This is a genomic window from Nocardia sp. XZ_19_369 (assembly GCF_015355715.1).
In the GTDB taxonomy this organism is placed as follows: domain Bacteria; phylum Actinomycetota; class Actinomycetes; order Mycobacteriales; family Mycobacteriaceae; genus Nocardia.
Genome location: NZ_JACVED010000008.1, coordinates 23307 through 45502 on the forward strand (window position 1 = coordinate 23307; position 22196 = coordinate 45502).

Annotated in this window: 25 protein-coding genes; 9 read left to right on the forward strand and 16 right to left on the reverse strand. The window is 66.6% G+C overall.

Going from position 1 to position 22196, the window contains the following annotated elements; all coding sequences use genetic code 11:
- Positions 1 to 11: 11 nt before the first annotated feature.
- Positions 12 to 935, forward strand: coding sequence for a cation diffusion facilitator family transporter (locus IBX18_RS28250; RefSeq protein ID WP_194836549.1), 924 nt, complete (start codon positions 12 to 14; stop codon positions 933 to 935).
- Positions 936 to 1033: 98 nt separating this feature from the next.
- The gene (locus tag IBX18_RS28255) at positions 1034 to 1225 is read left to right on the forward strand and encodes a DUF6011 domain-containing protein (protein WP_107655802.1); all 192 of its coding nucleotides are present in this window, start codon (positions 1034 to 1036) and stop codon (positions 1223 to 1225) included.
- 28 nt (positions 1226 to 1253) lie between these two features.
- Here the strand turns inward: IBX18_RS28255 and IBX18_RS28260 are convergent, their stop codons facing one another.
- Positions 1254 to 2231 carry a LysR family transcriptional regulator gene (locus tag IBX18_RS28260; protein WP_194836550.1) on the reverse strand — a complete coding sequence of 326 codons (978 nt, stop codon included), beginning with the start codon at positions 2229 to 2231 and terminating at the stop codon, positions 1254 to 1256.
- A gap of 270 nt (positions 2232 to 2501) precedes the next feature.
- On the opposite strand from IBX18_RS28260, the gene IBX18_RS28265 reads away from it, so the two are divergent.
- Positions 2502 to 3005, forward strand: a complete 504-nt coding sequence (locus IBX18_RS28265; RefSeq protein WP_194836551.1) for a hypothetical protein — start codon at positions 2502 to 2504, stop codon at positions 3003 to 3005.
- A 157-nt stretch (positions 3006 to 3162) separates the two neighbouring features.
- On the opposite strand, the gene IBX18_RS28270 is transcribed toward IBX18_RS28265, so the two are convergent.
- From IBX18_RS28270 to IBX18_RS28295, 6 genes are all read right to left on the reverse strand, one after another.
- Positions 3163 to 3330, reverse strand: coding sequence for a DUF4236 domain-containing protein (locus IBX18_RS28270; protein ID WP_135236547.1), 168 nt, complete (start codon positions 3328 to 3330; stop codon positions 3163 to 3165).
- Between the two features lie 77 nt (positions 3331 to 3407).
- A complete protein-coding gene (locus IBX18_RS28275; protein WP_194836552.1) occupies positions 3408 to 4226 on the reverse strand; it encodes an endo alpha-1,4 polygalactosaminidase in 819 nt (272 codons plus the stop codon).
- Positions 4227 to 4449: 223 nt separating this feature from the next.
- The gene (locus IBX18_RS28280) at positions 4450 to 5424 is read right to left on the reverse strand and encodes an alpha/beta fold hydrolase (RefSeq protein WP_194836553.1); all 975 of its coding nucleotides are present in this window, start codon (positions 5422 to 5424) and stop codon (positions 4450 to 4452) included.
- A gap of 171 nt (positions 5425 to 5595) precedes the next feature.
- A complete protein-coding gene (locus tag IBX18_RS28285) occupies positions 5596 to 6834 on the reverse strand; it encodes a VWA-like domain-containing protein (protein WP_194836554.1) in 1239 nt (412 codons plus the stop codon).
- A complete protein-coding gene (locus tag IBX18_RS28290; RefSeq protein WP_194836555.1) occupies positions 6834 to 8054 on the reverse strand; it encodes a MoxR family ATPase in 1221 nt (406 codons plus the stop codon). Before IBX18_RS28290 ends, IBX18_RS28285 begins: the two co-directional genes overlap by 1 nt.
- Before the next feature lie 72 nt (positions 8055 to 8126).
- A complete protein-coding gene (locus IBX18_RS28295; RefSeq protein WP_306796452.1) occupies positions 8127 to 9143 on the reverse strand; it encodes a hypothetical protein in 1017 nt (338 codons plus the stop codon).
- A gap of 619 nt (positions 9144 to 9762) precedes the next feature.
- Between IBX18_RS28295 and IBX18_RS28300 the strand changes: the two genes are divergently transcribed.
- The gene (locus IBX18_RS28300; RefSeq protein ID WP_306796453.1) at positions 9763 to 10368 is read left to right on the forward strand and encodes a GNAT family N-acetyltransferase; all 606 of its coding nucleotides are present in this window, start codon (positions 9763 to 9765) and stop codon (positions 10366 to 10368) included.
- On the opposite strand, the gene IBX18_RS28305 is transcribed toward IBX18_RS28300, so the two are convergent.
- The gene (locus IBX18_RS28305; protein WP_194836557.1) at positions 10340 to 10630 is read right to left on the reverse strand and encodes a hypothetical protein; all 291 of its coding nucleotides are present in this window, start codon (positions 10628 to 10630) and stop codon (positions 10340 to 10342) included. The two genes, IBX18_RS28300 and IBX18_RS28305, sit on opposite strands and share 29 nt — an antisense overlap.
- A 178-nt stretch (positions 10631 to 10808) precedes the next feature.
- On the opposite strand from IBX18_RS28305, the gene IBX18_RS28310 reads away from it, so the two are divergent.
- Both IBX18_RS28310 and IBX18_RS28315 read left to right on the forward strand, forming a co-directional pair.
- A complete protein-coding gene (locus tag IBX18_RS28310; protein ID WP_194836558.1) occupies positions 10809 to 11567 on the forward strand; it encodes an SDR family oxidoreductase in 759 nt (252 codons plus the stop codon).
- Positions 11568 to 11593: 26 nt separating this feature from the next.
- A complete protein-coding gene (locus IBX18_RS28315; RefSeq protein ID WP_194836559.1) occupies positions 11594 to 11917 on the forward strand; it encodes a nuclear transport factor 2 family protein in 324 nt (107 codons plus the stop codon).
- A 34-nt stretch (positions 11918 to 11951) separates the two neighbouring features.
- Here the strand turns inward: IBX18_RS28315 and IBX18_RS28320 are convergent, their stop codons facing one another.
- Positions 11952 to 12860, reverse strand: a complete 909-nt coding sequence (locus IBX18_RS28320; protein ID WP_194836560.1) for a LysR family transcriptional regulator — start codon at positions 12858 to 12860, stop codon at positions 11952 to 11954.
- 221 nt (positions 12861 to 13081) lie between these two features.
- Here IBX18_RS28320 and IBX18_RS28325 point away from each other — a divergent pair, with 221 nt between their 5' ends.
- The 3 genes from IBX18_RS28325 to IBX18_RS28335 all read left to right on the forward strand — a co-directional run bounded on the left by IBX18_RS28325 (position 13082) and on the right by IBX18_RS28335 (position 15760).
- Positions 13082 to 14593: a M28 family metallopeptidase gene (locus tag IBX18_RS28325; RefSeq protein WP_194836561.1), complete on the forward strand. Its 1512-nt coding sequence runs from the start codon at positions 13082 to 13084 to the stop codon at positions 14591 to 14593.
- Positions 14594 to 14694: 101 nt separating this feature from the next.
- Positions 14695 to 15105 carry a hypothetical protein gene (locus IBX18_RS28330; RefSeq protein ID WP_194836562.1) on the forward strand — a complete coding sequence of 137 codons (411 nt, stop codon included), beginning with the start codon at positions 14695 to 14697 and terminating at the stop codon, positions 15103 to 15105.
- A gap of 157 nt (positions 15106 to 15262) precedes the next feature.
- Positions 15263 to 15760, forward strand: coding sequence for a DUF6764 family protein (locus IBX18_RS28335; protein ID WP_228541957.1), 498 nt, complete (start codon positions 15263 to 15265; stop codon positions 15758 to 15760).
- Positions 15761 to 15832: 72 nt separating this feature from the next.
- Here the strand turns inward: IBX18_RS28335 and IBX18_RS28340 are convergent, their stop codons facing one another.
- From IBX18_RS28340 to crtI, 7 genes are all read right to left on the reverse strand, one after another.
- Entirely contained in the window at positions 15833 to 16294 is a 462-nt protein-coding gene (locus IBX18_RS28340) for an SRPBCC family protein (protein WP_194836563.1), read from the reverse strand.
- Positions 16295 to 16435: 141 nt separating this feature from the next.
- The gene (locus IBX18_RS28345; protein ID WP_194836564.1) at positions 16436 to 17419 is read right to left on the reverse strand and encodes a DUF5914 domain-containing protein; all 984 of its coding nucleotides are present in this window, start codon (positions 17417 to 17419) and stop codon (positions 16436 to 16438) included.
- Positions 17416 to 18975: an NAD(P)/FAD-dependent oxidoreductase gene (locus tag IBX18_RS28350; protein ID WP_194836565.1), complete on the reverse strand. Its 1560-nt coding sequence runs from the start codon at positions 18973 to 18975 to the stop codon at positions 17416 to 17418. The genes IBX18_RS28345 and IBX18_RS28350 overlap by 4 nt, the downstream gene beginning before the upstream one ends.
- On the reverse strand, positions 18972 to 19304 hold the full coding sequence (locus tag IBX18_RS28355) for a lycopene cyclase domain-containing protein (protein ID WP_194836566.1): 333 nt from the start codon (positions 19302 to 19304) through the stop codon (positions 18972 to 18974). Before IBX18_RS28355 ends, IBX18_RS28350 begins: the two co-directional genes overlap by 4 nt.
- Positions 19301 to 19672, reverse strand: coding sequence for a lycopene cyclase domain-containing protein (locus tag IBX18_RS28360; RefSeq protein ID WP_194836567.1), 372 nt, complete (start codon positions 19670 to 19672; stop codon positions 19301 to 19303). The genes IBX18_RS28355 and IBX18_RS28360 overlap by 4 nt, the downstream gene beginning before the upstream one ends.
- 9 nt (positions 19673 to 19681) lie before the next feature.
- On the reverse strand, positions 19682 to 20671 hold the full coding sequence (locus IBX18_RS28365; protein ID WP_194836568.1) for a phytoene/squalene synthase family protein: 990 nt from the start codon (positions 20669 to 20671) through the stop codon (positions 19682 to 19684).
- Positions 20668 to 22191 (reverse strand): phytoene desaturase family protein, encoded by a 1524-nt coding sequence (gene crtI, locus IBX18_RS28370; protein ID WP_194836569.1) that lies wholly within the window; start codon positions 22189 to 22191, stop codon positions 20668 to 20670. Before crtI ends, IBX18_RS28365 begins: the two co-directional genes overlap by 4 nt.
- Positions 22192 to 22196 lie beyond the last annotated feature (5 nt).

The window sequence follows — 22196 nt, forward strand, 5'->3', positions numbered from 1 at the left end:
CGTTGGCGTCCATGTCGAGCGGTGGCAGCAGTACCACAGCAATCCTGGCCGCGCTGGGCGCCAACGCCGGTATCACGCTCGCGAAGTTCGTCGGCGCGGTGCTGACGGGTTCGTCGTCGATGCTGGCCGAGGCGATGCATTCGCTGGCCGATACCGCCAACGAAGCCCTGTTGCTGCTGGGTAAGCGGCGGGCCGCCCATCCGCCGGATGCGGTGCACCAGTTCGGTTACGGCCGTAATCGCTACTTCTACTCGTTCGTGGTCGCGCTGGTGCTGTTCACCATGGGTTCCCTGTTCGCCATCGATGAGGGCATCACCAAGATCCGCCGTCCCGAGGAGCTCAGCTCGCCGGTGGTCGCGATCGCCATCCTGCTCATCGCGATGGTGTTGGAGACCTTCAGTCTGCTCACCGCGCGGCGCGAATCCCAGCCGCTCAAAGGGCGTGGCAGTTGGTGGCAGTTCATCCGCACCTCGCGCAATCCCGAGCTGCCGGTGGTGCTGCTGGAGGACAGCGGGGCGCTGGTCGGGCTCGCCTTCGCGTTCACCGGCGTCGGATTGACCGTGCTCACCGGCGACGCACGCTGGGACGGCGTCGGCACCCTCGCCATCGGCATTCTGCTCGGTGTCATCGCGGTGGTCCTGATCGTGGAGATGAAGAGTCTGCTCATCGGTGAGGGTGCCACGCCCGAGGAGGACCGTGCCATCCGCAGCAATCTCGTCGACGACACCCACTTCGACCAGGTAATCCACCTGCGCACCGAATATCTCGCGCCTGATGAATTGCTCATCGCCGCGAAGGTTGCCGTCCGACCAGGTCTGACCATCGATGACGTCGCCACCGCCATCGATGCCGCCGAGGCCCGCGTCCGCGCCGCCGTCCCCGCAGCCGGTGTCATGTACCTCGAACCCGACCTCTACCGTCCTGACCATTCCTGAACTCACTGCGCACAAACGATCCCTAGCTTCCCGCACCAAATGTGTCGGTCCCTTATGTCAGGCTTCCTTCTGGAACAACCTGGCCGGAGGAGATCGATATGGCCGCGACCGACGACAAGCCCGAAGTACGACTGGTTGCGCACTGCCGCCGATGCCATGGCTGGCTGGTGTCGCCGGAATCGGTGTCGCAAGGGATCGGTCCGACGTGCGCGGTGCGCGAGCGGGCGGATCAGCGCGCCGCGGCGGCACGTGAGTTGACGCTGTTCGATATCACGGCGTCGGCGGCGTAGCTTCGGCGACACTGCTCGATCCGCCGGTTCACGACAGGAAGATCGGTCGGTCCACCTCGGGAATCCAGCAGTCGGCGGCCATATCTCGGTTGTAACTACTGCGGAAGTGCGCGATGAAGGGTGGGAGACCCGGGTGGTTATTGGTGGTTTCCCAGAGTAATGCGTGCGGGTACGCCGGGGTCGGGTCGGTGATCGGGAGTCGTCGAATATTGGGGTTCCAGGGAGCGATGAACCCATCCCCGCTGAACGTCGCCAGTGTGTCCGAGCCGGCGATGCGATCGAGCATCGCGTCGAAGCCCGCCAGTTTCTTCGCGTCCGAACCTGATTTGCTGCCGGGGTCGGGATCTGTAACCACCGCAATCCCGCTGAACTCAGCCAACTCCCGATAGAAGTCCGCCCACTCCGAGGGCACCGAAGCGCCGGGCACCCAGATCGGATGCGGCACGATATCGGGCAGTGACACCGTCGACCGCCCGGCCAGCGGATGGCCCCTGCCGACCAGCATGTGCAAGGGCTCCACATAAGCCGGGACGACACCGATGCCGGACGGCAACGGCCGCGGCCCACCGTGCGGCCGAGCGAACGCCCCGTCGGCGCGCCCACTCACCAAGGCGTCCCGCGAGGTGACGAACGCGTTGGACAGCACGATCTCGACATCCGACTCCGGATGCCGATCCAGGTAGTACTGGATCGACCGCGACGCCACCTGCCGCTCCCCCAGAATCGCGAGACGCAACGGTCGCGGCTCCTGCCGCACCGAGGCGACCGTCTCGTCCGCGGCCACCAGCAGCGACCGAGCGAACGGCAGCATCGTCAACCCCGCGGCAGTCGCCTTACCCGCCCGCCCCCGATCGAACAGCCGCACCCCGACCTGACTCTCCAGCTTGGCAATTCGCTTGGACACCGCCTGCTGGGTAATGCCGAGCATCGTCGCCGCATGACCGAATTGCCCCTCGTCGACGACGGTCACGAATGCCCGCACGGCCGCCAGATCGAGATCCGCCACGAAGTCTCCTTGTACGCCAGTTGGTTGCGGAATCGTAGCGTTGCCGTTGTCCGTCTATCAAGCGATCGGCCAACGCCCGTTCTGCCAACTTCCCTGACAGCCTGCGAGTTACGAACGTGAACCCCAGCCAAGGGCCCAACCCACACTTCGAAGCCGCCTCCTAATGACACAACCAACGGTTGTGTTTGCGCAGACAATTGGTTGTTCGAACGCCCTGCCGCTAGTTCGCTTCGACGGTCCACCTGCGAGCGGAACTCGTACCCTCCAGGAATGGTCGAAACATATTCCGACACACCGGTGTCAGCCGAGACGAGGACCGTCATGATGGACTACGGCCAGTTCTATCTGACCGGCACCGCGGACACCAGCGAGGAGCTGCCCGAGGTAGTGGATCGCGCGAGCGACCACGGGCTGTACGCGATTACCGCAGGCGGCAACATCGTTGTCTTGAGCCCACATCAGTACAACTTCGCGATGCGGGTCGATCTCGAACTGTTCGACCGGCCACAGCATCCGGATCGGACGGATTGGCAGGTTGTCATCGATGAGACCACCACCATCGATGACCGAGGAGAGTTGTGGATCACCTCCGCCACCAGTACCTCCGACGTCCCGATCGCGATCGCTCCCGGTACCTATCACATCGAAATCAGCGGGCGCGGGCTACGTTTCGTCGGTCCGCCCGACTCGACCAGGCCCGGCGATGTGTGGCGCGTGCGGATGTGGCCCGCCTACGAGCACGCCGAATATCCGCCGCCGCAGCGTTGGCCCTGAGCCGGCTGCCCGCGTACTTCCGGCCGGCAACAATTGAAATGCACAGCTGGACAGGCGATCATGAGGAACCAGTGCAGTTGGCCTCTCGGGCCGATGCCGACACCAGTTCCCCCTGATCACCCGACCAAGGCCCATTTGCGGCGTGGGCCCGGTCGATTCAGCGCTGGCGCCAGCTCAGTGGGCCTGGCAGGTCCACGTTGTTCTTTTTGGTGCGTGAGTTCCATGACCACGGGCCGATTTTGATGCCCCACGAGGACAGGCCCGACTGGGTGAAGTTGAATTTCAACGGCCCGAAGGACTTACGTTGACGATATTTGAAGGGCATGTGAAACCTCTCTAGCTCTTCCCCAGGATAACCGACCGTGTTGTCCCCTATGGCTTTCGCTGGTCAGCGCACCGGTTTCAGCACGTCTTCCTGACGTAATCGGGCTCACCCGGAGTGGACACCTCGACGTCCCGGAGCACAATGCTCAGCTTGTTTCCGTACTCTGCGCACGCGGCCGCCAGTCCGGGTTCGGTGTACTCGATGTCGATGACATTGTTGTTGTATGCCCTGGCGTAGTCACCGCATTCCTCGGTGTCGCCGCATTCCTCGGCTACCGCGAAATCCAGTCCGGCAGCGGCTCTTTGGTCGAGGAGTTCGGCGGCGTTCTTCTGGCCGATGGCGAGGCCGCGGTCGTGTGAGTACTTGGCGAGCAGGGCGATGAAGGCAACCGCCTGGTCGGGGGCGAGCAGCCCCTTGGAGCGGTCGTAGCTGTCGTAGTTGTCGACTTCGACGGCGTTGAAACGCTTGTCGGCGCAGCCGCCGATCCACTGGTTGACCTTGTCGGCGATGCGGGTGCGCTTGTCGGCGGTGCGGATGTCGAGCAGCGCCTCTTTCCATCGCGTGTCGTAGACGATCTTGCCGTCCTTGTCGCGCAGCAGCAGGTCGGCCGGCCATTCACCTTCCGCGCCGGGCTGAACCTGAAAACCGTTGACGTAGCAGATGTTGTAGAGCCCGGCGGCCGGTTCGACGCTGTGGTCACGACTGACGACAGTCACGCCGGGCGGCGGCGCGTACGGGCTGGTGATCTGGTAATCGAACCCCGCGTTGACCGGCGGCAGGGTGATCGCCGGTGCGGCGACCGCGGTACCGGCCTGCTGTGCGACCAGGCAGGAGGCCGCGGCGACGAGCACCGCGACGGTGGTCGCCCAGCGGCGGCGGATGGAAGTGGTGCTCACAAGACCCTCGTTCCCTGGTGACGGCTACCGCCCGAAGGACATCACCCGGCCACCGCCCCACCCACGCACCGTGCCGAAAGCCCTTCAGGCACAGCCAGATACAACCACCCCCGGACGGTCCCGTCAACGCCCGAGATCAGTGGTAGCGGGATGCCCTGCGCGACAGCGGCTTACCGAGCCAGGTCTCGGCCGGTCCGGCAAACGCGCCCAGAGACTTCCGAAGTCAGTCCGCAGCGCGCATGGATTCCATGGCAGCTTCCAGGATCTGCCGTGTGTTGTCGCCACCGAGGACACTGAAGTGATTACCGGGCACGTACCGCAGATCGAGGTGCGGCGTACGGCTTTCCAGCCCGTCGATCAACACCGGCGTCTCCAGGAAGTCGTCGGTCGGATAGAAGACCTGCAGGACCGGAATGTCGATGTAGTCGTACTGCGGTTCGGTCAGATGCGGCCACATCGCCTGCCGGTATCGCTCCAGCCCGTCGGCGTCGTCGTCGGCATTCGTGTGCAAACCCCCGCCCGGCATCTCGGGAGCCATCAGCGAAGCCACCACACCCAGCATTTGCACCGGAATACCGGTACGTACCGCCGCGTCCGGCAGCACCGGGATCTCGATACCCGCCAGATAACTCAACACCGCGACTTGCGCGGCCCACTGCCCGGTCAGCTCCGGCTTCTCCCGCGGCACCCGACGCAACGCGTTTCCCGCCAGGTCCGCCGAGGGGAATCCGATCACCGACATCGAGGCGATCCGGCCGGGATACATGGTGTTGTACTGGCTTCCGATGAACGGCCCCCACCCGTCACCGAAGATGTGCACGCGACGCCCGGGAGCGGTCTGATCCAGCACCGCGCCCAGCTCCCCCGCCAGGTTCTCCATCGAGTAGGCGCCCGGCCTGCGGTCGTGACTCGTGCGGCCCGCCCCGTGCATATCCCAGCGCACGACATGAAATCCGTTCGCGGCCAACTGTTCTGCCATCGGCACCATGAGGCTGGAGTCGCCCGGCCAGTCCCCGGTCATCATGACGGTCGGTGCGTCACCGTCGGGTCCGTATTCGAAGTACGACACCGGGAAGCCCTGATATTCGACGAATCCCGGGCGACCGGAATCCTCCGGGTCTGCCTGCGCGGCGCCGGCCGGGCCGACCACTGCCAGTGCCACGACAGCGAGGAATGCCGTACTCCTGAACAGCCGCATCGTGCAGCCACCTCTCCACCATCGTCGAGAAAAATGGATGACCCGCCGAGATCACAGCGCTGACAAGCCCAGGAGCATGCCCGAGGAGGATATTACGACCTTCTCACGCCATGGCAAGCATCCAGCTACCGCTGGGCGTGGCGCACCATGCCCGCATCGCGCGCCGGGCTCCTACCCGATATCCACCACGCGGGCCCATGCGGGCGGCGCGTCCGGAACGTAGTCGGGATTGTTTTCGCTCCAGGTATCGGCAACCGAGCGACGAAACAGACCGACCACCGTCCGGCACGGTGGCCGTCTGGTCGGCCAGGGTGTCTGGCCATCGGTCAGCACCACGAGAACGTCCGGACATGGCCGGGCGCCAACGGCTTTGGCGAAACCCGTGCGCAGGTCTGTTCCCCCGCCACCCACCAGTGGTATCCGCTCGGCACGACACAGCGGGTGCACGATCCTGGCCGCCGCGTCGCACGGCAGCACGGTGATCAGGTCGCGCCGCCCGCCCACAGCACGCGCGATGGCCGCCACTTCGAGCAGCGCGCTGCCCAATTCGATGTCACTGACCGACCCCGACGTGTCGATGAGCACCGAAACCCGTGGCGGCGTGCGCCGCAGGCTCGGCAGCACGACGCCGGGCACGGCGGCCGAGCGCCGAGCGGGCCTGCCGTAGGTGTAGTCCTCGCCCGCACCGGACCCGCCGACCGCTGAGCGGAGCGCCGCCCCCAGCAGATCACGCCACGGCTGGGGCGAATGGAGCGCCTCCTCGGCCCAGCGCTGCCACCCTTTGGGCGCGTCCCCCGGGCGGCCGACGATGCCCTGCGCCACCCGGAACCGGACCGCGTCGCATTGCTGCTCGCTCAGACCGTCGGCGCCGTCTGGCCCCAACTCCCACTCACGGTCCAATCCGTCTGCGCCACTGCCACAGTCGAGCCAGGCCATGCCCTCCGTAAGCGGCCCGAGCCGAAACTCGAGCAGATAATCCTCCATGAGCTTGCCCGCGGACAATTCCAACGACGCGGGCGTGACAGCCCCCTCCGGCTGGACGAGCCCGTCGCCGAACACGTCGTCGTTGATCTCGCAGTCCGCGGCGATGTTCATGCGCAATCGTTCTGCCGGACCGTACAATTCGTGTCGCCGCGCGAATCGGTCACTGCGGCCGTGGTGGTCGCGCAGCAGGTGCGACACCTCGTGCACCCACACTCCGGCCAGTTCCTCGACCGGCGTCCGGTCCACGAACCCCGGCGAAACGTAGCACCGCCAGTGCCGGTCGACGGCCATCGTCGGTACGACGCGCGACTCGACGACGGACAGGGCGAACAGCGCGGTCGCCAGATAGGGCCGGACGCGGGCGGCGTGCAGCCGGGCGGCAAAAAGCTTGTCGCGGTCCAACATTCGCGGTGTGCTCGCGGCCATCAGTTCGCCTTCGCGACAAGGCGGACAGCGGCCTGATCCGCGCTACGGGACACCGATACCACCCCGGCGAGTTGCTCGATGGCCACCGGCACATCCCAGTCGCCCTGGCGCAGGGTAGCGAGAGTTGTTGCGGGAACGACGATCAGGTCCGGAGCACCGGTTTCCAAAGCGTGGACCAGCAACGCCCAAGCCGCGTCCCAGCGCGCCTTCTCCGGGCGCTTGCGGACCGCCGCCACCACGCCGTCGAGCACCGCCTGGCGCAGGTCACCGCGCTCGGGCAGGACGGCGGCCGCCGGGTCGGCCAGCAGCGCCTCCGGGTCCGGCAGGTCCATCCGGTCCAGGCTGGCCAGCAATTCGAAGCCCGGCCCGTCGCCCACCGTGCCACGGACCAGCAGGGAGAGCACATCGCGGGACGAGCCTGCCGCGGTAGCGAAGGCGATCAGCGACACTGCCATCTGCCAGCTGCGCGGCGACGGCCAAGCACCTCCCCGGCGCGTGTCACTGGTGGGAATCTGATGCACCAGCGCGGGCCGGGCCGCGAGCAGCACGCATACCGCCCGTCGAGCGAAAGCAACTGCGTCAGTCAGCTTTTCCGTGGCCAGTCGCGGCAGTGTCGCGTTCGGCCAGACTCCGCCGAGACCCCGGACCACCACGTCGTGATCGTGGGTCCAGCGCAGGTGCACGAACCGGTTGGCCAGCGGCGGGCTGAGCTCCCAGCCATCGGCCGCCGACGATCGCGGGTTGGCCGCCGCCACGATCCGGACATTCGGCGGCAGCTGGAGGTTGCCGATCCGCCGCTCCAGCACGAGCCGGAGCAGGGCCGCTTGCACAGCGGGTGGTGCGGTGGACAGTTCGTCCAAGAACAGCAGCCCACGGCCGGCCCGGACGAGACGCACCGCCCAGTCCGGCGGCGCCATCGGCACACCCTGCTCCGCGGGGTCGTCGCCGATGATGGGCAGACCCGAAAAGTCCGATGGCTCATGCACACTCGCGATCACCGTGGTCAGTGGTAGGTCGAGGTCATCGGCGAGCTGGGTAATGGCGGCGGTCTTGCCGATCCCCGGTTCGCCCCAGAGGAGCACCGGCAGGTCGGCAGCCACGGCGAGCGCCAGGGCTTCCAGTTGGTTGTCGGGGCGCGGTTCGGTGGTTACCTCATGGAGCAGAGCCAGCAACTCATCGGCAACGTCGAGTTGGGTGGAGGTGCGGGTGGCAGTAAGCATGCGAATCACCTTGTGGTTGACAGAGTTGGGTGTGGGGCGAAGGTCAGTGAGTTCAGGACGAAAGCGGTCCGGTCAGTGGGAAGCCGCGTTGCGCGGATGCGCGCGACGGTCACGGGAACGGCGGCTCTGCGGCGGAACTCGGCCCATCCCTGGTTCGGACAGACCCGCCCTGAACAGCCCGTGGGTGATCCGTCGACGCGCGGCCGCCTCGAGTTCGTCGCGCAAAGCGCCGTCGCGGAGCAATGCCTCGGGACCGAGCAGTCCCTCGACGATGGTCAGCGCGCCTGCGATATCGCCATGGTCCAGGCGTTCACGGACGCCGACGAGCCAGTCCGGTTGTCGATGCGCCGTGTCGATGGCCTGAAGGCAAGGCAGCGGCGTGCCGGACAGCGCGGCCAGCAGCTCTTCCCGCCGAATTTCGGCCGGGTCGTGATCCAGCGCCGCCAAAACCCCGTCGACCAGCCCTATTCGGTGCTGCTCTCCTCGGCACTCCACGATCCGCTGCCCCGTTTGATCGGGAGCCCGCGGCGCATCGGCCGACGAATACCCGGGCACTAGCGCCGAGGCCACCAACGGATGCAATCGTTCGGCTGTTATCGCACCGGCACGGAGCAGCGCGAGATCGGGCAGCACGTACGTCGCCGCGTCGGGCAGCACCGGCAGCACAGACATGCCGCCGATCGGATACTCCGACGCGATCCGCAGCGTGCGCGTTCCGTCCGCGCCGGCAGCGGCTAGATCCAGCACCACCCGCTGTTTGGCTCCGAACCGGACAACGAACGTAGTGGTCGGCCGACCTTCCGCCTGGCACAGGATCTCGCCCTCGGCCGCCCAACGGCCGACAGCACAGTGTTCGAGTTCCATTACCGCAGTGCGTAACTCGGGATCCAGCGGCGGGCTGCCGCTCTCGGCTCCGGACCGCATGCGCAGCTCACCCACCCTGCGCGCATCCCACAGGTGGCGGTGCAGATCCAAGCGGAACCGCCGGTTGGGACGAGGATGCGGATGCTGTCCCGCGGTGGACCCGTCCCACAACGCCAGGCTGATCCGTTGCCCCGCATCCGCCCAGGCCGGCGCGGTACGAACCACGAGGTACAGGAAACCTGCACTGCCGCAGCGTATTCCAGCCTCATACCGGGCGAGCGCAATGGTCAGCCCCGGCCGCAACAGCCCGTCCGGAGCAATCCTCGGCATATGCCAGCGCAACAAATCAGGAGCCAGCGACCGCAGATCGGCCCGAATCCGACTCGCGAGTTCGGACCCATGACGACGCGCCACGGACCGCATATCAATATCGACATCGAAACCTGCTGCAGCACAAGCCCCCGCCCAATCCCGGACCAGGCGCCGGGCGGTAGCAGTCTCGATCATGGAGGGCGGCACGGCGAATTCACGCACGCGCGGCCAGAAGGACAAGCCGGAGAAGTTCTCATTCGCAAAGTGAGTAAGCATCAGCACTCACCTGAGACGAATGGAACCCCCGATCTTTCAACAGAGTGAATCATCATCACCGTGATCATATCGTCCGGCTTCGCACCTCGCCAGCCGAGGGGGTGCCCGGACTGCTTCGCGTCATGACGGGTGGAAGGGATTATCGTACAAGGTTATCCACTCGACCAAGGCTCGGTTATCGCTCGGACAGACGACAATCCACGCTTCCGGATGAGTCCGTTGACGCCAGTAGTCAAGCCGCTCAGGAGATCTCGCTGTGCCGATCACTGTTCGCACCGCCACGACTGCCCACATCGATGCGTGCACACGCGTGCTTGCCGAAGGCTTCGCCGACGATCCGGCGATGTCGGCGATCTGGCCCGACCAGGCGAGACGGCATCGCGCGGTGCCGCGCTACTTCATGACGGCCTTGCGGCACTTTCATCTGCGCGGAGGCGGTGTGCAGATCGCGACCGGCGAGCACGGTGAGATCGGGGGTGTCGCGGTGTGGGATCCGCCTGGACAGTGGGATCAACCCTTTTCGCGTACGTTGCGCGCGCTGCCCGAGTTGTTGCCTGCGCTGCGGGCCAGGACAACGGCTGCGCTGGCTGTACGGCATGCGCTGGACGAGCATCATCCGCGCACTCCACTGCACTGGTATCTGGCCAATATAGCGACGTCGGTCGACCGTCGCGGGCAGGGTTATGCGGCTCGGCTCATCGGGGATCGTCTCGCGGGCGCGCCGGACACGGCCGCTTACCTGGTGTGCACGCGGGAAAAGAACATCCGGTTCTACGAGAAATTCGGGTTCGCGGTGCGTGCCACCTTTGTGCTGCCCGCAGGAGCCAAACCTCCTATGTGGGCAATGATTCGAGAGCCTTAGGCGACCTCGTCCGATACCACGCGACAGCAGCGACGATCGCCGGCGGGGTGAAGTTGGCGAGGAGGAAGGGGATCTCTTCCAGAACACCGTAGCCCGCGTCGATAACGCCGACTGCCATGTTGCCGACGGTCAGGGCGAACCAGACCAGGAGGAAGTCTTCAGCTGCGCGGTGCAGTCCTTTTCTGCCGAAGCAGGATCCGACCAGCAGGAATATGACGAGCAGGACAAATCCGACGATGATGATGACCGATGTACGGCTCACTTTTACTCCATCTCTGATGTTCGAGTCGCGGTGTGCATTACGGACGATAAGTGGTGATGAGCTACACGGAGCACCATACAAGCAGGATTTGTGGAGTCACCAATAATCACTGTTTCCGATGCGCCGATATTCGCCATAGCGTGGCCGGTGTCCGCTGAAAGTTCGAGCAGATCGGAGCATGATCGTGGTACAGAGTTTGCAGGGTAAGTCGGCGGTGGTCGCGGCAGGTGCCAAGAATCTGGGCGGGCTGATCAGCCGTACGCTGGGCGAACGCGGCGCCAATGTCGCCGTGCACTTCAACAGCGACAGCACCGAACCCGAGGCCGACAAGACCGTCGCGGCGATCGAGGCGGCCGGTGCCAAAGCGGTGAAATTCCAAGCGGACCTGACTGTTCCGGGGAATGTCGAGCAGCTGTTCGCGGTGGCGGTCGACGCGTTCGGTGGCGTGGATATCGCGGTGAATACGGTCGGCAAGGTGTTGCGCAAGCCGATCATCGAGACGACCGAGGAAGAATACGACTCGATGTTCGCGATCAACGCCAAGTCCGCCTACTTCTTTCTGAAAGAGGCGGGCAAGCGGCTCAACGACAACGGCCGTATCGTCACCGTGGTCACCTCGTTGCTGGCCGCGTTCACCGATGGCTACTCCACCTATGCGGGCGGCAAGGCGCCGGTGGAGCATTTCACCCGCGCGGCGGCCAAGGAGTTCGCGCCGCGGCTGATCTCGGTCAACACCGTCGCCCCCGGCCCGATGGATACCCCCTTCTTCTACGGCCAGGAAACGCCGGAGCGGGTCGAATTCCACAAGTCGCAGGCCCTCGGCAATAGCCTGACCAAGATCGAGGATATCGCCCCGCTGGTGGAATTCCTGGTCGGCGACGGCTGGTGGATCACCGGACAGACCATCCTCGCCAACGGCGGGTACACCACCCGCTGAGGCGACACCGAAGGAAGGAAGTCACCGTGTCCGACAAACTCCCGCAGGCCGTCGAACAACTGCTCGACGCGACCAACGCTGGAAACATCGACGCGTTTCTCGATGGTTTCACCGCCGACGGTATCGTCGACGACTGGGGACGCGAGTTCTCCGGCCGCGCAGCGATCCGCGGCTGGAGCGATGGCGAATTCCTCGGCAAGCAGGTCACTTTGGCGGTCGATGATGCCGCTGACGACGGTGCGGAAACGACAGTGCATGCGCAGGTCGGCGGCAATGGATTCAACGGACCGAGCACGTTCGTATTCACCACGGCCGGCGACAAGGTCTCTCGAATGACCATTCGCGCGTAGCCAAGTGACGGCTGGCCGTCCGACGATCGGGCGGTCAGCCGTCGGCGCGCGTACTGAGCAGCAGGTCGCGCAGGCCGGAGGTGGTGTGCGGCAACCACAGTGCCTGGGTCGGCGCCACCGGCCCCTCTTTCAGGTCGACGACCTGCACGCGACCACCCAGCGCCTGCCCCGCGGGCGCCGTGACGATGGCGACGTGATCCGTGCCCACCACCGCGGTCACCGGCGGCGTGCCCTGGATGTGGTTGACAACGAACCGCGGCTCGAAACCCGCACGCCGACAGGTACTCAGGATGAAGTCGGTGTAGTACGACGCCCCCGGCGGCGCCCAGATGACGATCTGCTCGTCCTGGAGGTCGCGCACCGTGACGGCCGTGCGATCGGCCAGCCGATGCGGCCGCGCGACCGCGACGCGAACCGGGTGATAAGCGATGACCGCCGACGCCAGGTCGGCCGGACTCGCGACACCGCGCCGCAATGCCACGTCGACCGCGCCCTGGTGCAGAGCGGCCGCGATGGCATCGGGAAACAGCTGCCGCACGGTGACCGACACATCGGGCCGCGCCGCGCGCACCGGCTCGATCAGGTCGTAGACCTCATCCGCGGTGATCGCCGGCGTATGACCGACGACAAAAGCGGGCGGTGCCGCGATACCCGCCTCATAGGTCCGGCGATACAGCGCATCCGACGCCGCCAACAGTGCTCGCGTTCCGTCGCGCAACACTTCGCCCGCGTCGGTGAGGACCAGCTGACGACCGCTGCGATCGAACAGCTCGACCCTCAACTGCTTCTCCAGCTGACGAACCGAACTGCTCAACGCCTGCTGGGTGATGTGCAGCTCCGCTGCCGCGGAGGTGAAACTCGACAGCTCCGCCACGGCCAGGAACTGCTGCAACCGATGCAGGTCCAGCACTCTGCCACCGGAGCCGAGATCGCCTGGAACCATGCCGCCCATCGTAAGCCGACCGCAAAAGGGAACTGCTCTCCCCGTGCAGAACGCAATGTCGGCTCCGAAATTATCCGGTAGCTGATTCAGCGCTGAAAGCCCATGCCGCGCGACTTCCGAGTCAACCCCCTTCCCCACTCTCAACTGGGGTTTTACCGGACCGACGGACAGGCTTAATCTCCGGCCATCGGGATTTATCCGTCCGTTTGGAGGAATTCGAAATGTCCCACACCTTTCGCAGAGTCAGAGCCGGTCAAGTTATCGCAGTAGCCGCCGCGGTGCCGCTCGCGCTATCGCTCGCGATGGCCGGGTCGGTGTATGCCGAGCCGGGCGCGCCGCCCGAACGGCAAATAGCCGATGAGATCAAAGCGGCCGCCGTCAACCAGCACCTGGAGAAGTTCCAGAGCATCGCCAACGCCAACGGCCGCACGCGCGCCGCGGGCACCGCGGGCTACGACGCCTCCCGCGACTATGTGGCCGGCGAACTGCGCCGCGTGGGCTACACGGTGACGTTGCAGCCGTTCACCTTCCAAGCCTTCCAGGAACGGACGACGGCGGTGCTGGCGAAGGAAGCACCGGCCGCCCCGACGACGTACAAGGCGACCCCGCCGAACCGCAGCGAGATCGGCGACTTCGCGACGGCGACCTATTCGGGTTCGGGTGATACGAAAGCGCCGGTCCAGGGTGTCGATCTGGTGCTGACGCCCGGTCCGCAGCCGAACACCTCGACCTCCGGTTGCGAGGCCGCGGACTTCACCAAATTCACCCGCGGCAATATCGCCCTGCTGCAACGTGGCACCTGCACCTTTGCCGACAAGGCCCGAAATGCCCAGGCCGCAGGCGCTTCCGGCGTGATCATCTTCAATGAGGGACAGGCGGGCCGGACCGATACCTTCACCGAGCCGCTCGACGAGAAAGGCATCACAGTGCCGGTGGTCGGCGCGAGCTACACCGTCGGCAAAGACCTCGCCACCGCGGCGAAGCCGGTCGTGCGCTTGAAGACCGACACCGAGAGCCTGCCCGCCACCACGCACAATGTGCTGGCGGAGAGCAAGGGGGGCGACGCGAACAAGGTCGTGATGGCGGGTGCGCATCTCGATTCCGTGCGCGCCGGTGCCGGCATCAACGACAACGGTTCCGGCAGCGCGGGACTGCTCGAGGTGGCGCTGCAAATGGCCACACTCCAGCCGAAGAACAAGGTCCGCTTCGCCTGGTGGGGCGCTGAGGAACTCGGCCTGATCGGCTCGAAGTACTACGTGTCGAACCTGCCCGCCACCGAGCGCAGCAAGCTTCGGCTCTACCTGAACTTCGACATGATCGGTTCGACGAACTTCGCCTACAAGATCTACAACGGTAGCGGCGGGCCGGCCGGATCCGCGCAGATCGAGCAGAACTTCAACCGCTACTTCGATTCCCGTGGTCTGTCCCACGTCCGCACGCCCCTCGACGGACGCTCGGATTACGGGCCGTTCCTGCGGGCCGGGATCGCGGTCGGTGGCCTGTTCACCGGCGCGGAGGGCATCAAGACACGTCAGGAGCAGCAGATGTTCGGCGGCACCGCGGGCCGTCCGTACGACCCCTGCTACCACCGGTCTTGCGACACCACCGCCAACATCAACAACACGGCGTTGACCGTGAACACCGGTGCGATCGCCGACTCGATGCAGACCTATGCCAACGCCGACAACCCGCCCGGCACCGCGGCGACGCCGCGTCCCGCGGCAGAGCGCTGACATCGATCGATGACTACGACCCTGGTGGGGGCGGGCAGCTGCCCGCCCCCACTTTCCGTCGAAAGACATTCCGCTGCAAGCTTTTCTGAAGGGTTGATGCGATGACTTCGGTGACTGCGCTACTGGTGGCCGCGTTACTCGGGGCGGTGCCGCTGCCCGCACCGCAAGCCGAGGCGGTCTGGCTGCACGACGACATCTATGTGTCCGCGGGCAAGGCCAATGCCTATGTCGACGTGCGGTGTCCCAAGGGGCAGAAGCGGTGGACATTGACCGTGCGCCTCACCGCGGTGCAGCCCGGCCGGCCGAACGCTACCGGCTCGCTGACCACCTCGGCGGTGATCTGCGACGGTGAAACCCAGTGGCGCCAGCACCCGATCACCGTCCGGCCCGACAACGCTCCGTTCTTCGCCGGCCGGGACGAGCGCAACGTCGGCGTGGCCGAACTCCGCGACCCGAACGGCACCCTGGTCGAGACCATCACCCGGCGGATGTACTTCTACGCCTGGAACTAACGACATAGCGCATCGCTTGTGCATCATTTTGGGTAGAGTGGCGGTGTGCCGTTCCAGCAATGCCCGGCGGCAGCAATCGAAAACCGCCTCATCGAATCTCGGATCGCCGCGCCTCGGACGAACCTCCTCGGCCCGGCGGTCAGCACAGGAGAGCACCATGACTATCTCGTCCTCGATCCGCCGGACCGGCATTGCGCTCCTCGGCGCGGGCCCGGTCGTTGCCGCGTTGGCGCTCACCGCGCCCACTGCCGCGGCGGCCGAAACCGCTTGCCCTGCACCGGGTGCCAGCACCACCTCCGCAGCACAGTCGAACGCGCGCTGCTCGGCGACCAGCGAGGCGGGCGGCGCGGCCGCCGCGTACGGCTTCGACGGCACCGCCGCCGCCGACGCGGATGCCACCAGCTTGTCATTGGCCATCGCCCAGAACGGCGGGCGCGCGACGTCGTCGTCCATGGCACTGTCCGGGCCCGCGGCCATCGCCATCGGGCCCGGGGCAACCGTCAACGCCTCCGGGGTGCGCCCGGGACTGTCGATCGGTATCGCCGGTCCGGGCGCGACCGTGACGGTCACCGGAGTCACCGGGCCGACGTGCAGCGGCGGTGTCGGTTTCGCCGGAGACTTCCAGACCTTCCAGGGCTGCCTGTCCCTCGGCTGACCCAATGCCGTAGGCGCAGTGGCGGTTTCGTGATCACCACCACTGCGCCGCATGCGGCGATCGGACTATCGATCAGGCGTCCGGCCGGGCAACGTCCCCGCGCCAAGCCCCGGTTTCCTGGCCGCGCTGCTCGATGAACCTCTTGAATCGCTGCATATCGCCCTTGATGCGATGATTCAGCAGACCGAGTTTGTCGGCGGCATGCTCGACGAAGCCGTCGGGGTCGATGTCCATCTGCGCGGTGACCCGCGTGGTGTTGTCGTCGAGCCGGTGGAAGGTGATCACCCCGGAATGCTCGGGGCCACTGTCGGATCTCCAGGCCACCCGCTCATCCGGATGCTGCTCGGTGATGGTGGCGTCGAATTCCCGTGTCACACCGGCGATCTCGGTCACCCAGTGGGTGTGGGTGTCGTCGATCTGGCGAATCTCCTCCACGCCCTGCATGAACGCGGGGAACGACTCGAACTGCGTCCATTGGTTGTACGCACGAGCGACGGGGACATGGACGTCGACCGACTCGGTGATGGTGCTCATCGCTACCTCCTGGTTTTCCGGCTCACAGACTGCACGAGCACAGGTGTAATGCATCATTCGTGCATCGCACTTACCTTCGGGCAGTACCCGGACCACGACGACCTACACATCGGACGGCATACCCGGTCGCCGCCGCTCGACTCAGTTCTGATGGGTGCGCAGCTGGTAGCGCCGTTCGGCGTAGTCCATGTCGTCGCGCCACAGCCGCGTCGCGGCGCGGTTCATCAGCGGGCGCAACACCGGCAGCGCCCGATGCGCGTGCCGAAAGCCCGGACGGTCGGAGTTCGCGATCACCGTCTCGATCACCGCCGTGCGTGCCCGGCCGTCGGGGCCCGAACCCATAGGGGTGGCGTGCGTTTCGACCACGCTACCCGCACCTTCCCCTTCGAGGATTCGCATCGTGATGGTGCGCGGGTCGGGACAGCGGAACTCGGCCGCCACCGGCACGCCGAGACTGCGGGTCACGCGGAAGGTCACCGTCAACAGGAATGCGTGGTTCTCCTCGGTGATGCCGTCGCGTGGCGGTGTCCGCGTCACGTCGAGTCGCGCGAACGAGTACGGATGGAACCACGCGCCGTGCCAGGGGTCGAGCCGATTGGCGATGATGTCGCGCGGCTCGCACACCCCGACCAGGCTGGTCACCGCATGCACGGTGGTGTCGGCGGGGCGCGCACCGAGCACCGGCGCGTCGGTCGGCTCCTCACCGCCGACGGCATCCAGGCGTACCCAGGCGAGCACACCGTCGTCGTAGCCGGGGTACGGGCACCAGCGCGAGGCGCTGTCGTCGGCGCCGACCCGCAGACCATGCCAGCGGCAGATCAACGCGTCGTTCTCGACCTCAGCGGAAGCGAGGGGCGCACCCAGATGCGGGCAGGCGCCGGGACCGATGTGCAGCCCACCGGAATCATCGCGCCAGGCGACGATCTCGCGGCCGGCCACCTTGGTGGCGAAGGGGCGATCGCGACGGATCGCGCGGCTCGCGGCGATGACGTACCAGTTGCCGGAGGGACGCTGCTGCGACCAGCGCAGCGCGGCCGCGATCAGGCCGGGGTCCGCGTCCTGGTAGGTCGGCCGCTGCCGCGACCACTTCTCCGGCGCGAATCGCTGCAAGGGTGAGATGTTCACCGAGTCCGCCTTTCACGAGTAGCCAAGGCGCGCAGCAGCGCCGAGCGGCCCTGGGCGGGTACCGATTCCAGCGTGTGACCCGCCGCATTCCATTGGCGCAGGAGGGAATTGGCGGCCAGCCACCCGGTGGTCGCCGCGCGTTCCATCAGGGCGACTGGGAGATCGACGCGTATTCCGTCGCCCGCCAGGACCAGCCTGGGGTGCGGCGTGACAACGCCTGGGCGCGTAGCGAAGTCGCCGGGCGAGAAGCGCGGGCAATCCTGTCGCCACAGCATCGTCTCCCCCACGATGTTCGCGGCGGCGGTCTCCGGGTACATGGCGTGCAGCCGCGCCAGCAGCTCTTTGCGCACCTTGGCCTGTGCCGCGGGTGTCGTCTCGGCCACCGCGTACGCGTGCAGTTCGACGACACTGCCGCCGGTTTTCCCGGCCCAGTCCGCCGCTTGTCGTTCGTATCGATCCAGCACGCTGATGTTGTCGAGCGGGTCCATGTTGCCGGTGCCGAGGAAGCACGTCCGGTCGGCGCGCACCGGCTGATCCAGCCAGAGCCGGAGCACCGCGAAGGCCGGGGCCAGCGCCAAACCGGCTACCTGCGAACGCCATTCGTCGTCGCCGAGCTCCGGGGACGCGGCGACGACACGCTGGAGTCCGCCCGCGTCGGTGGCCAGCACGACCGCGTCGGCGGTCAAGGCCGCACCGGTGTCGTCGACCACTCGGAATCCGTCGCCCTCGCTGTCGATCCGCTCGACGGACACCCCCGTGTGGAATCGAACGGTGCCGGGTCGCTCCCGTGCGGTCAGGTATTTCGCGAGCGGCGTCCACAGGCTGACATCGAAATTGTCCCGCGCCACATCGAAGACCAGCCCTTCGCTGGAACCGAGGAAGTAGATGTGGAACATGGCGGCCAGCTCGGCGGCGGACATGCGCCGCGGTTCGATGAAGAAGCTGCGCGAAAACACCTCGAACGCTAGATGCCGGGCCGCTTCCGGAAAGTTGATGCGGCGCAGGAAGGTTTCCGCGTCCAGGTGATCGAGCCGATGATAGATGTCGGGCACCGATACCGCGGCCAACGGCGCTGCGGCACGCGGGTCCATCCGGACCAGGTCGCGCAGCCGGAAGGTGGGGCTGCGCAGCGCGAAGGCCAGTGCGTTCCAGGGTGGTGTGCGGGGCAGGCCACGGAAGGTGTCGCGGCGGCCGTGGGCGTCGACCAGCGGATAGTCTTCCAGTCTGCGCAGCTGCCGCAGCTGGGGATCGCTGCGCGCCAGCAACTTTCGCAGGTTGTAGTACTGCGCGAAGAAGGCGTGGAAACCGCGGTTCATCCCCACCGAAGTCCCGTCGGGGAGCTGTTCGGTCCAGCCTCCGACGCGCCCGCCCAGGTACTTCTCGCGCTCAACCACCTCTACCTGGCAGCCGCGTTCGACCAGACCGGTCGCGGCCGCCAGGCCCGCGATGCCGGCGCCGACCACGACCACCCGTGACCCGTTCCGGCCGAGGTCGCGCACGCCAGGCGTCGCCGGGTAACGCACGCGTCGCCGATCGCGGCCGTACTCGGTGCTCATTGCCGCACCTTCGCCTGGCGCTGCAGCGTGCGCTCCCAGCCCAGCAGGACGGCGGTCACCAGCGCGAACCCGAACAGAAAGTCCTCGACCGGGATATCCCATGGAAAGCGTAGTCCGAGAATGTGATCCGGGTTGTACAGCACGATCGGTGCGTCGAGTTTGGTGAGAAATCCATCGACGAGGATCTGGAAACCCAGCACGATCAGCATCGTCAGCCAGTAGGCCGGACGCCGGAACAAGCCGGTGCGCAACACCATTCGCTCGACCAGGCACACGATGATCACCGCCGCGATGGCGGGCAGGGTGTATCCCACTCCGGTGAAGTTCATCGGCCCGCTGCCTTTCTCGCGTCGCCGACCGGTTTTTCGGCATTGCCGAACCGCCGCCGCCCCGCACCGAGCAACGTGTCGACCGCGACGTAGGTGAGCAGGCCGCACAGCGGCACCACGGCAAAGAACAGCAGTTCCTCGAGCGGCATCTCACCGGGCAGCCGCACCCCGAGCACGTAGCGGTCGTTGTACCCCCACACGTCCGTGGCGATCGCCACGAGATCCCAGACCACGAACAGCGCGGCGGCCGGCCACAGCGCACCGAGCAGCACCCTGGGCCGCCGGTATACCCCAGGGCCGAGGAACTCCAGCGGTGCCGTCACAGCCAGGCAGCCGAGCAGAACGAGCAGGTAATGCCAGTGATCCATCAGGCCTCCTCAGCCGTGCTCACGATGATCGACGGCGTCGAGCGAGTGCGGAGCGGCCGGACCGGGTCTGCTGGAAACCGTCGTCCGGCGCGCCTGCCATGCGCGCAGCAGGCCTGCCGCGCCGACCCTGATGCGGCGCGCGGTGCCGACCCTGGCGCGCTGGCCGAACACCTCGAAATCATTGGCTTCGATGCGATCGAGGATCTCCCCGTACAGCACCAATGCTGTTGTCACGCAGGGACGCGAGCGCGGCGCGAGCAAGTCGATGCCGTGGCGCGCGAAAGTGTAGATGTCCCTGGTGATTTCATGCTGTTCGGTCAGCGCGCGACGCACCTTCGGGTCGATGCGTTGATGCGTACGGCACCACAGCAGCAGCTCCCGGTCCACGCCGTGCGCCGCCAGTTCGTCAGCGGGTAAGTAGACGCGGTTGCGTGCCAGGTCCTCGTCGACGTCGCGCAGAAAGTTGGTCAGCTGGAACGCTTTTCCGAGCGCGGCGGCATACGGTGCGGCGGCCTCCACCGATTCGGTGGTGCCGAGCACCGGCAGCAGTTGCAGCCCGATCACCTCCGCCGACCCGTAGACGTACCGGTCCAGGGCCGCACGATTCGGATAGTCGGTGACCGACAAGTCCATGCGCATGGATTCCAGGAAGGCGTCGAACAAGCGGCGAGATATCCGATAGGTGTCCGCGGTGTGCAGCACAGCCGCGAGCACCGGGTCACCGGCCGCATCGGCGTTGCTGAATTGTCCAGCGAGAACCTGCAATCGGACGGCCCGCTCAGCGGGGGTCAGATCAGGCTCGAATTCATCCAGGATGTCGTCCGCGCGCCGGGCGAAGCCGTAGAGCGCGTGCACGGCCGGGCGCTGGTCGGGCGCGAGCAGCCTGGTCGCCAGGAAGAAGGTCTTGCCGTGCGCTGCGTTGAGCTCGCGACACAGGTGGTAGGACCGTCGTAGGTCGGGGTCGGTGATACCGGCCGCGTCCAGCTCGGCGCGCGTCATTTCGCTGTCCGATCCATCGCCGAACCGGCGGGGCGGACGGATCGTTGCCCGGCCCCGGTGATGCGGTCGGCGGCAAGCCGTCCGGAGATCAGCACCGGTGGGATGCCGACGCCCGGCACCGTGGATCCGCCCGCGAGCACCGCGTTGTCGATACCGCGAATCATGTTGGTGGGCCGGAACGGGCCGGTCTGGGCGAAGGTGTGCGCCAGCGCGAACGGACTGCCCGCCAGCATGTCCTGACTCGCCCAGTCGTCCGGGGTGACCACCCGCAGCACTTCGGCGTCCCGCAGTAGCGTGCCGCCGAGTCTGCGCTGCGCCAGCTCGAGAATTTCGGTCGCGTACTCGGGTCCGGTCTGCGCCCAATCGATCTCGCTCTGCGCGAGGTTGGGCACCGGAGCCAGGATGTAGAGCAGATCACGTCCGTCCGGTGCCAAGGACGGGTCGCCTGCTGTCGGCCGCGTCACCAGCAGCGATGGGTCGGACATAACGCGGCCTTCCTTGATGATGTCGCGGAAAGCCTCGTGCCAGGCCGCACCGAACAGCAAGCAGTGGTGCGGGATTCGTGGTTCCCGCGCGCAGCCCACATGAAGCACCACCGCGGACGGCGCGGGCCGGACGGCGATCGGACGCCGGGACCGATGCCCGAGCAGTTCGTAGGAACGATGCCGCTCGGTGGTCAATACCACTGCGTCACAGTCGATCCGCTCGCCTTGATCAGTCCGTACCGCGACTATCCGGCCGCCTTCGCGCGCCAGCTCGGTCACGGTTGCGTCGTAGCGGAAGCACACGCCCGCTGCCTCGGCCGCCGCCGCGAGCGCGTCGGGCACCGCCCGCATGCCGCCGCGCGGGAAATAGACCCCGGCCATGGTGTCCATATGGGCGATCACCGCATAGGCGGCCAACGCCCGGTCCGGTGCGACTCCGGCGTACAGCGATTGAAAGGTGAACACCCGCCGCAACTCCGGATCGGTGATGAACTCGGCGACCTTGCCGTCCCAGTGCCGGAAGCCGCCCAGCGCGGCCAGCCTGGCCAGCGCGGGCGTCAGCATCGACAGGGGTGATTCGAAGTTCGATGCGATGAACCCGTCGAACTCCGCCGCGTACAGCCGGCTCAGCCACGCACGTAACCTGCGGTAACCCGCGGCCTGCTCGGCCCCCGCGAACGCGGTGATGGCCTGCACCATTCGCTCTTCGTCGCTGTGCACGTCGAGGGTGCGCCCGTCGGCGTAGATCGCGTGGTAGGCCGGGTCGACGGGCACCAGATCCAACCGATCCGCGGTCCGCTCGCCAACCGCGGCGAAGACCTCGTCGATCAGCTCGGGCATCGTCAATACCGTTGGGCCGGTATCGATGTGGTACCCGCGCAGGTCGAGCCGCCCCATTCGGCCGCCGGGCACCGATTCGCGTTCCACCACGGTGACGGCCCGCCCGCGTCCGGCCAGGTGTATCGCGGTCGACAGGCCGGCCAGCCCCGCACCCACCACCACGACGCGGTCGGTACGTCCCTTGACTGTGCGCATCAGCT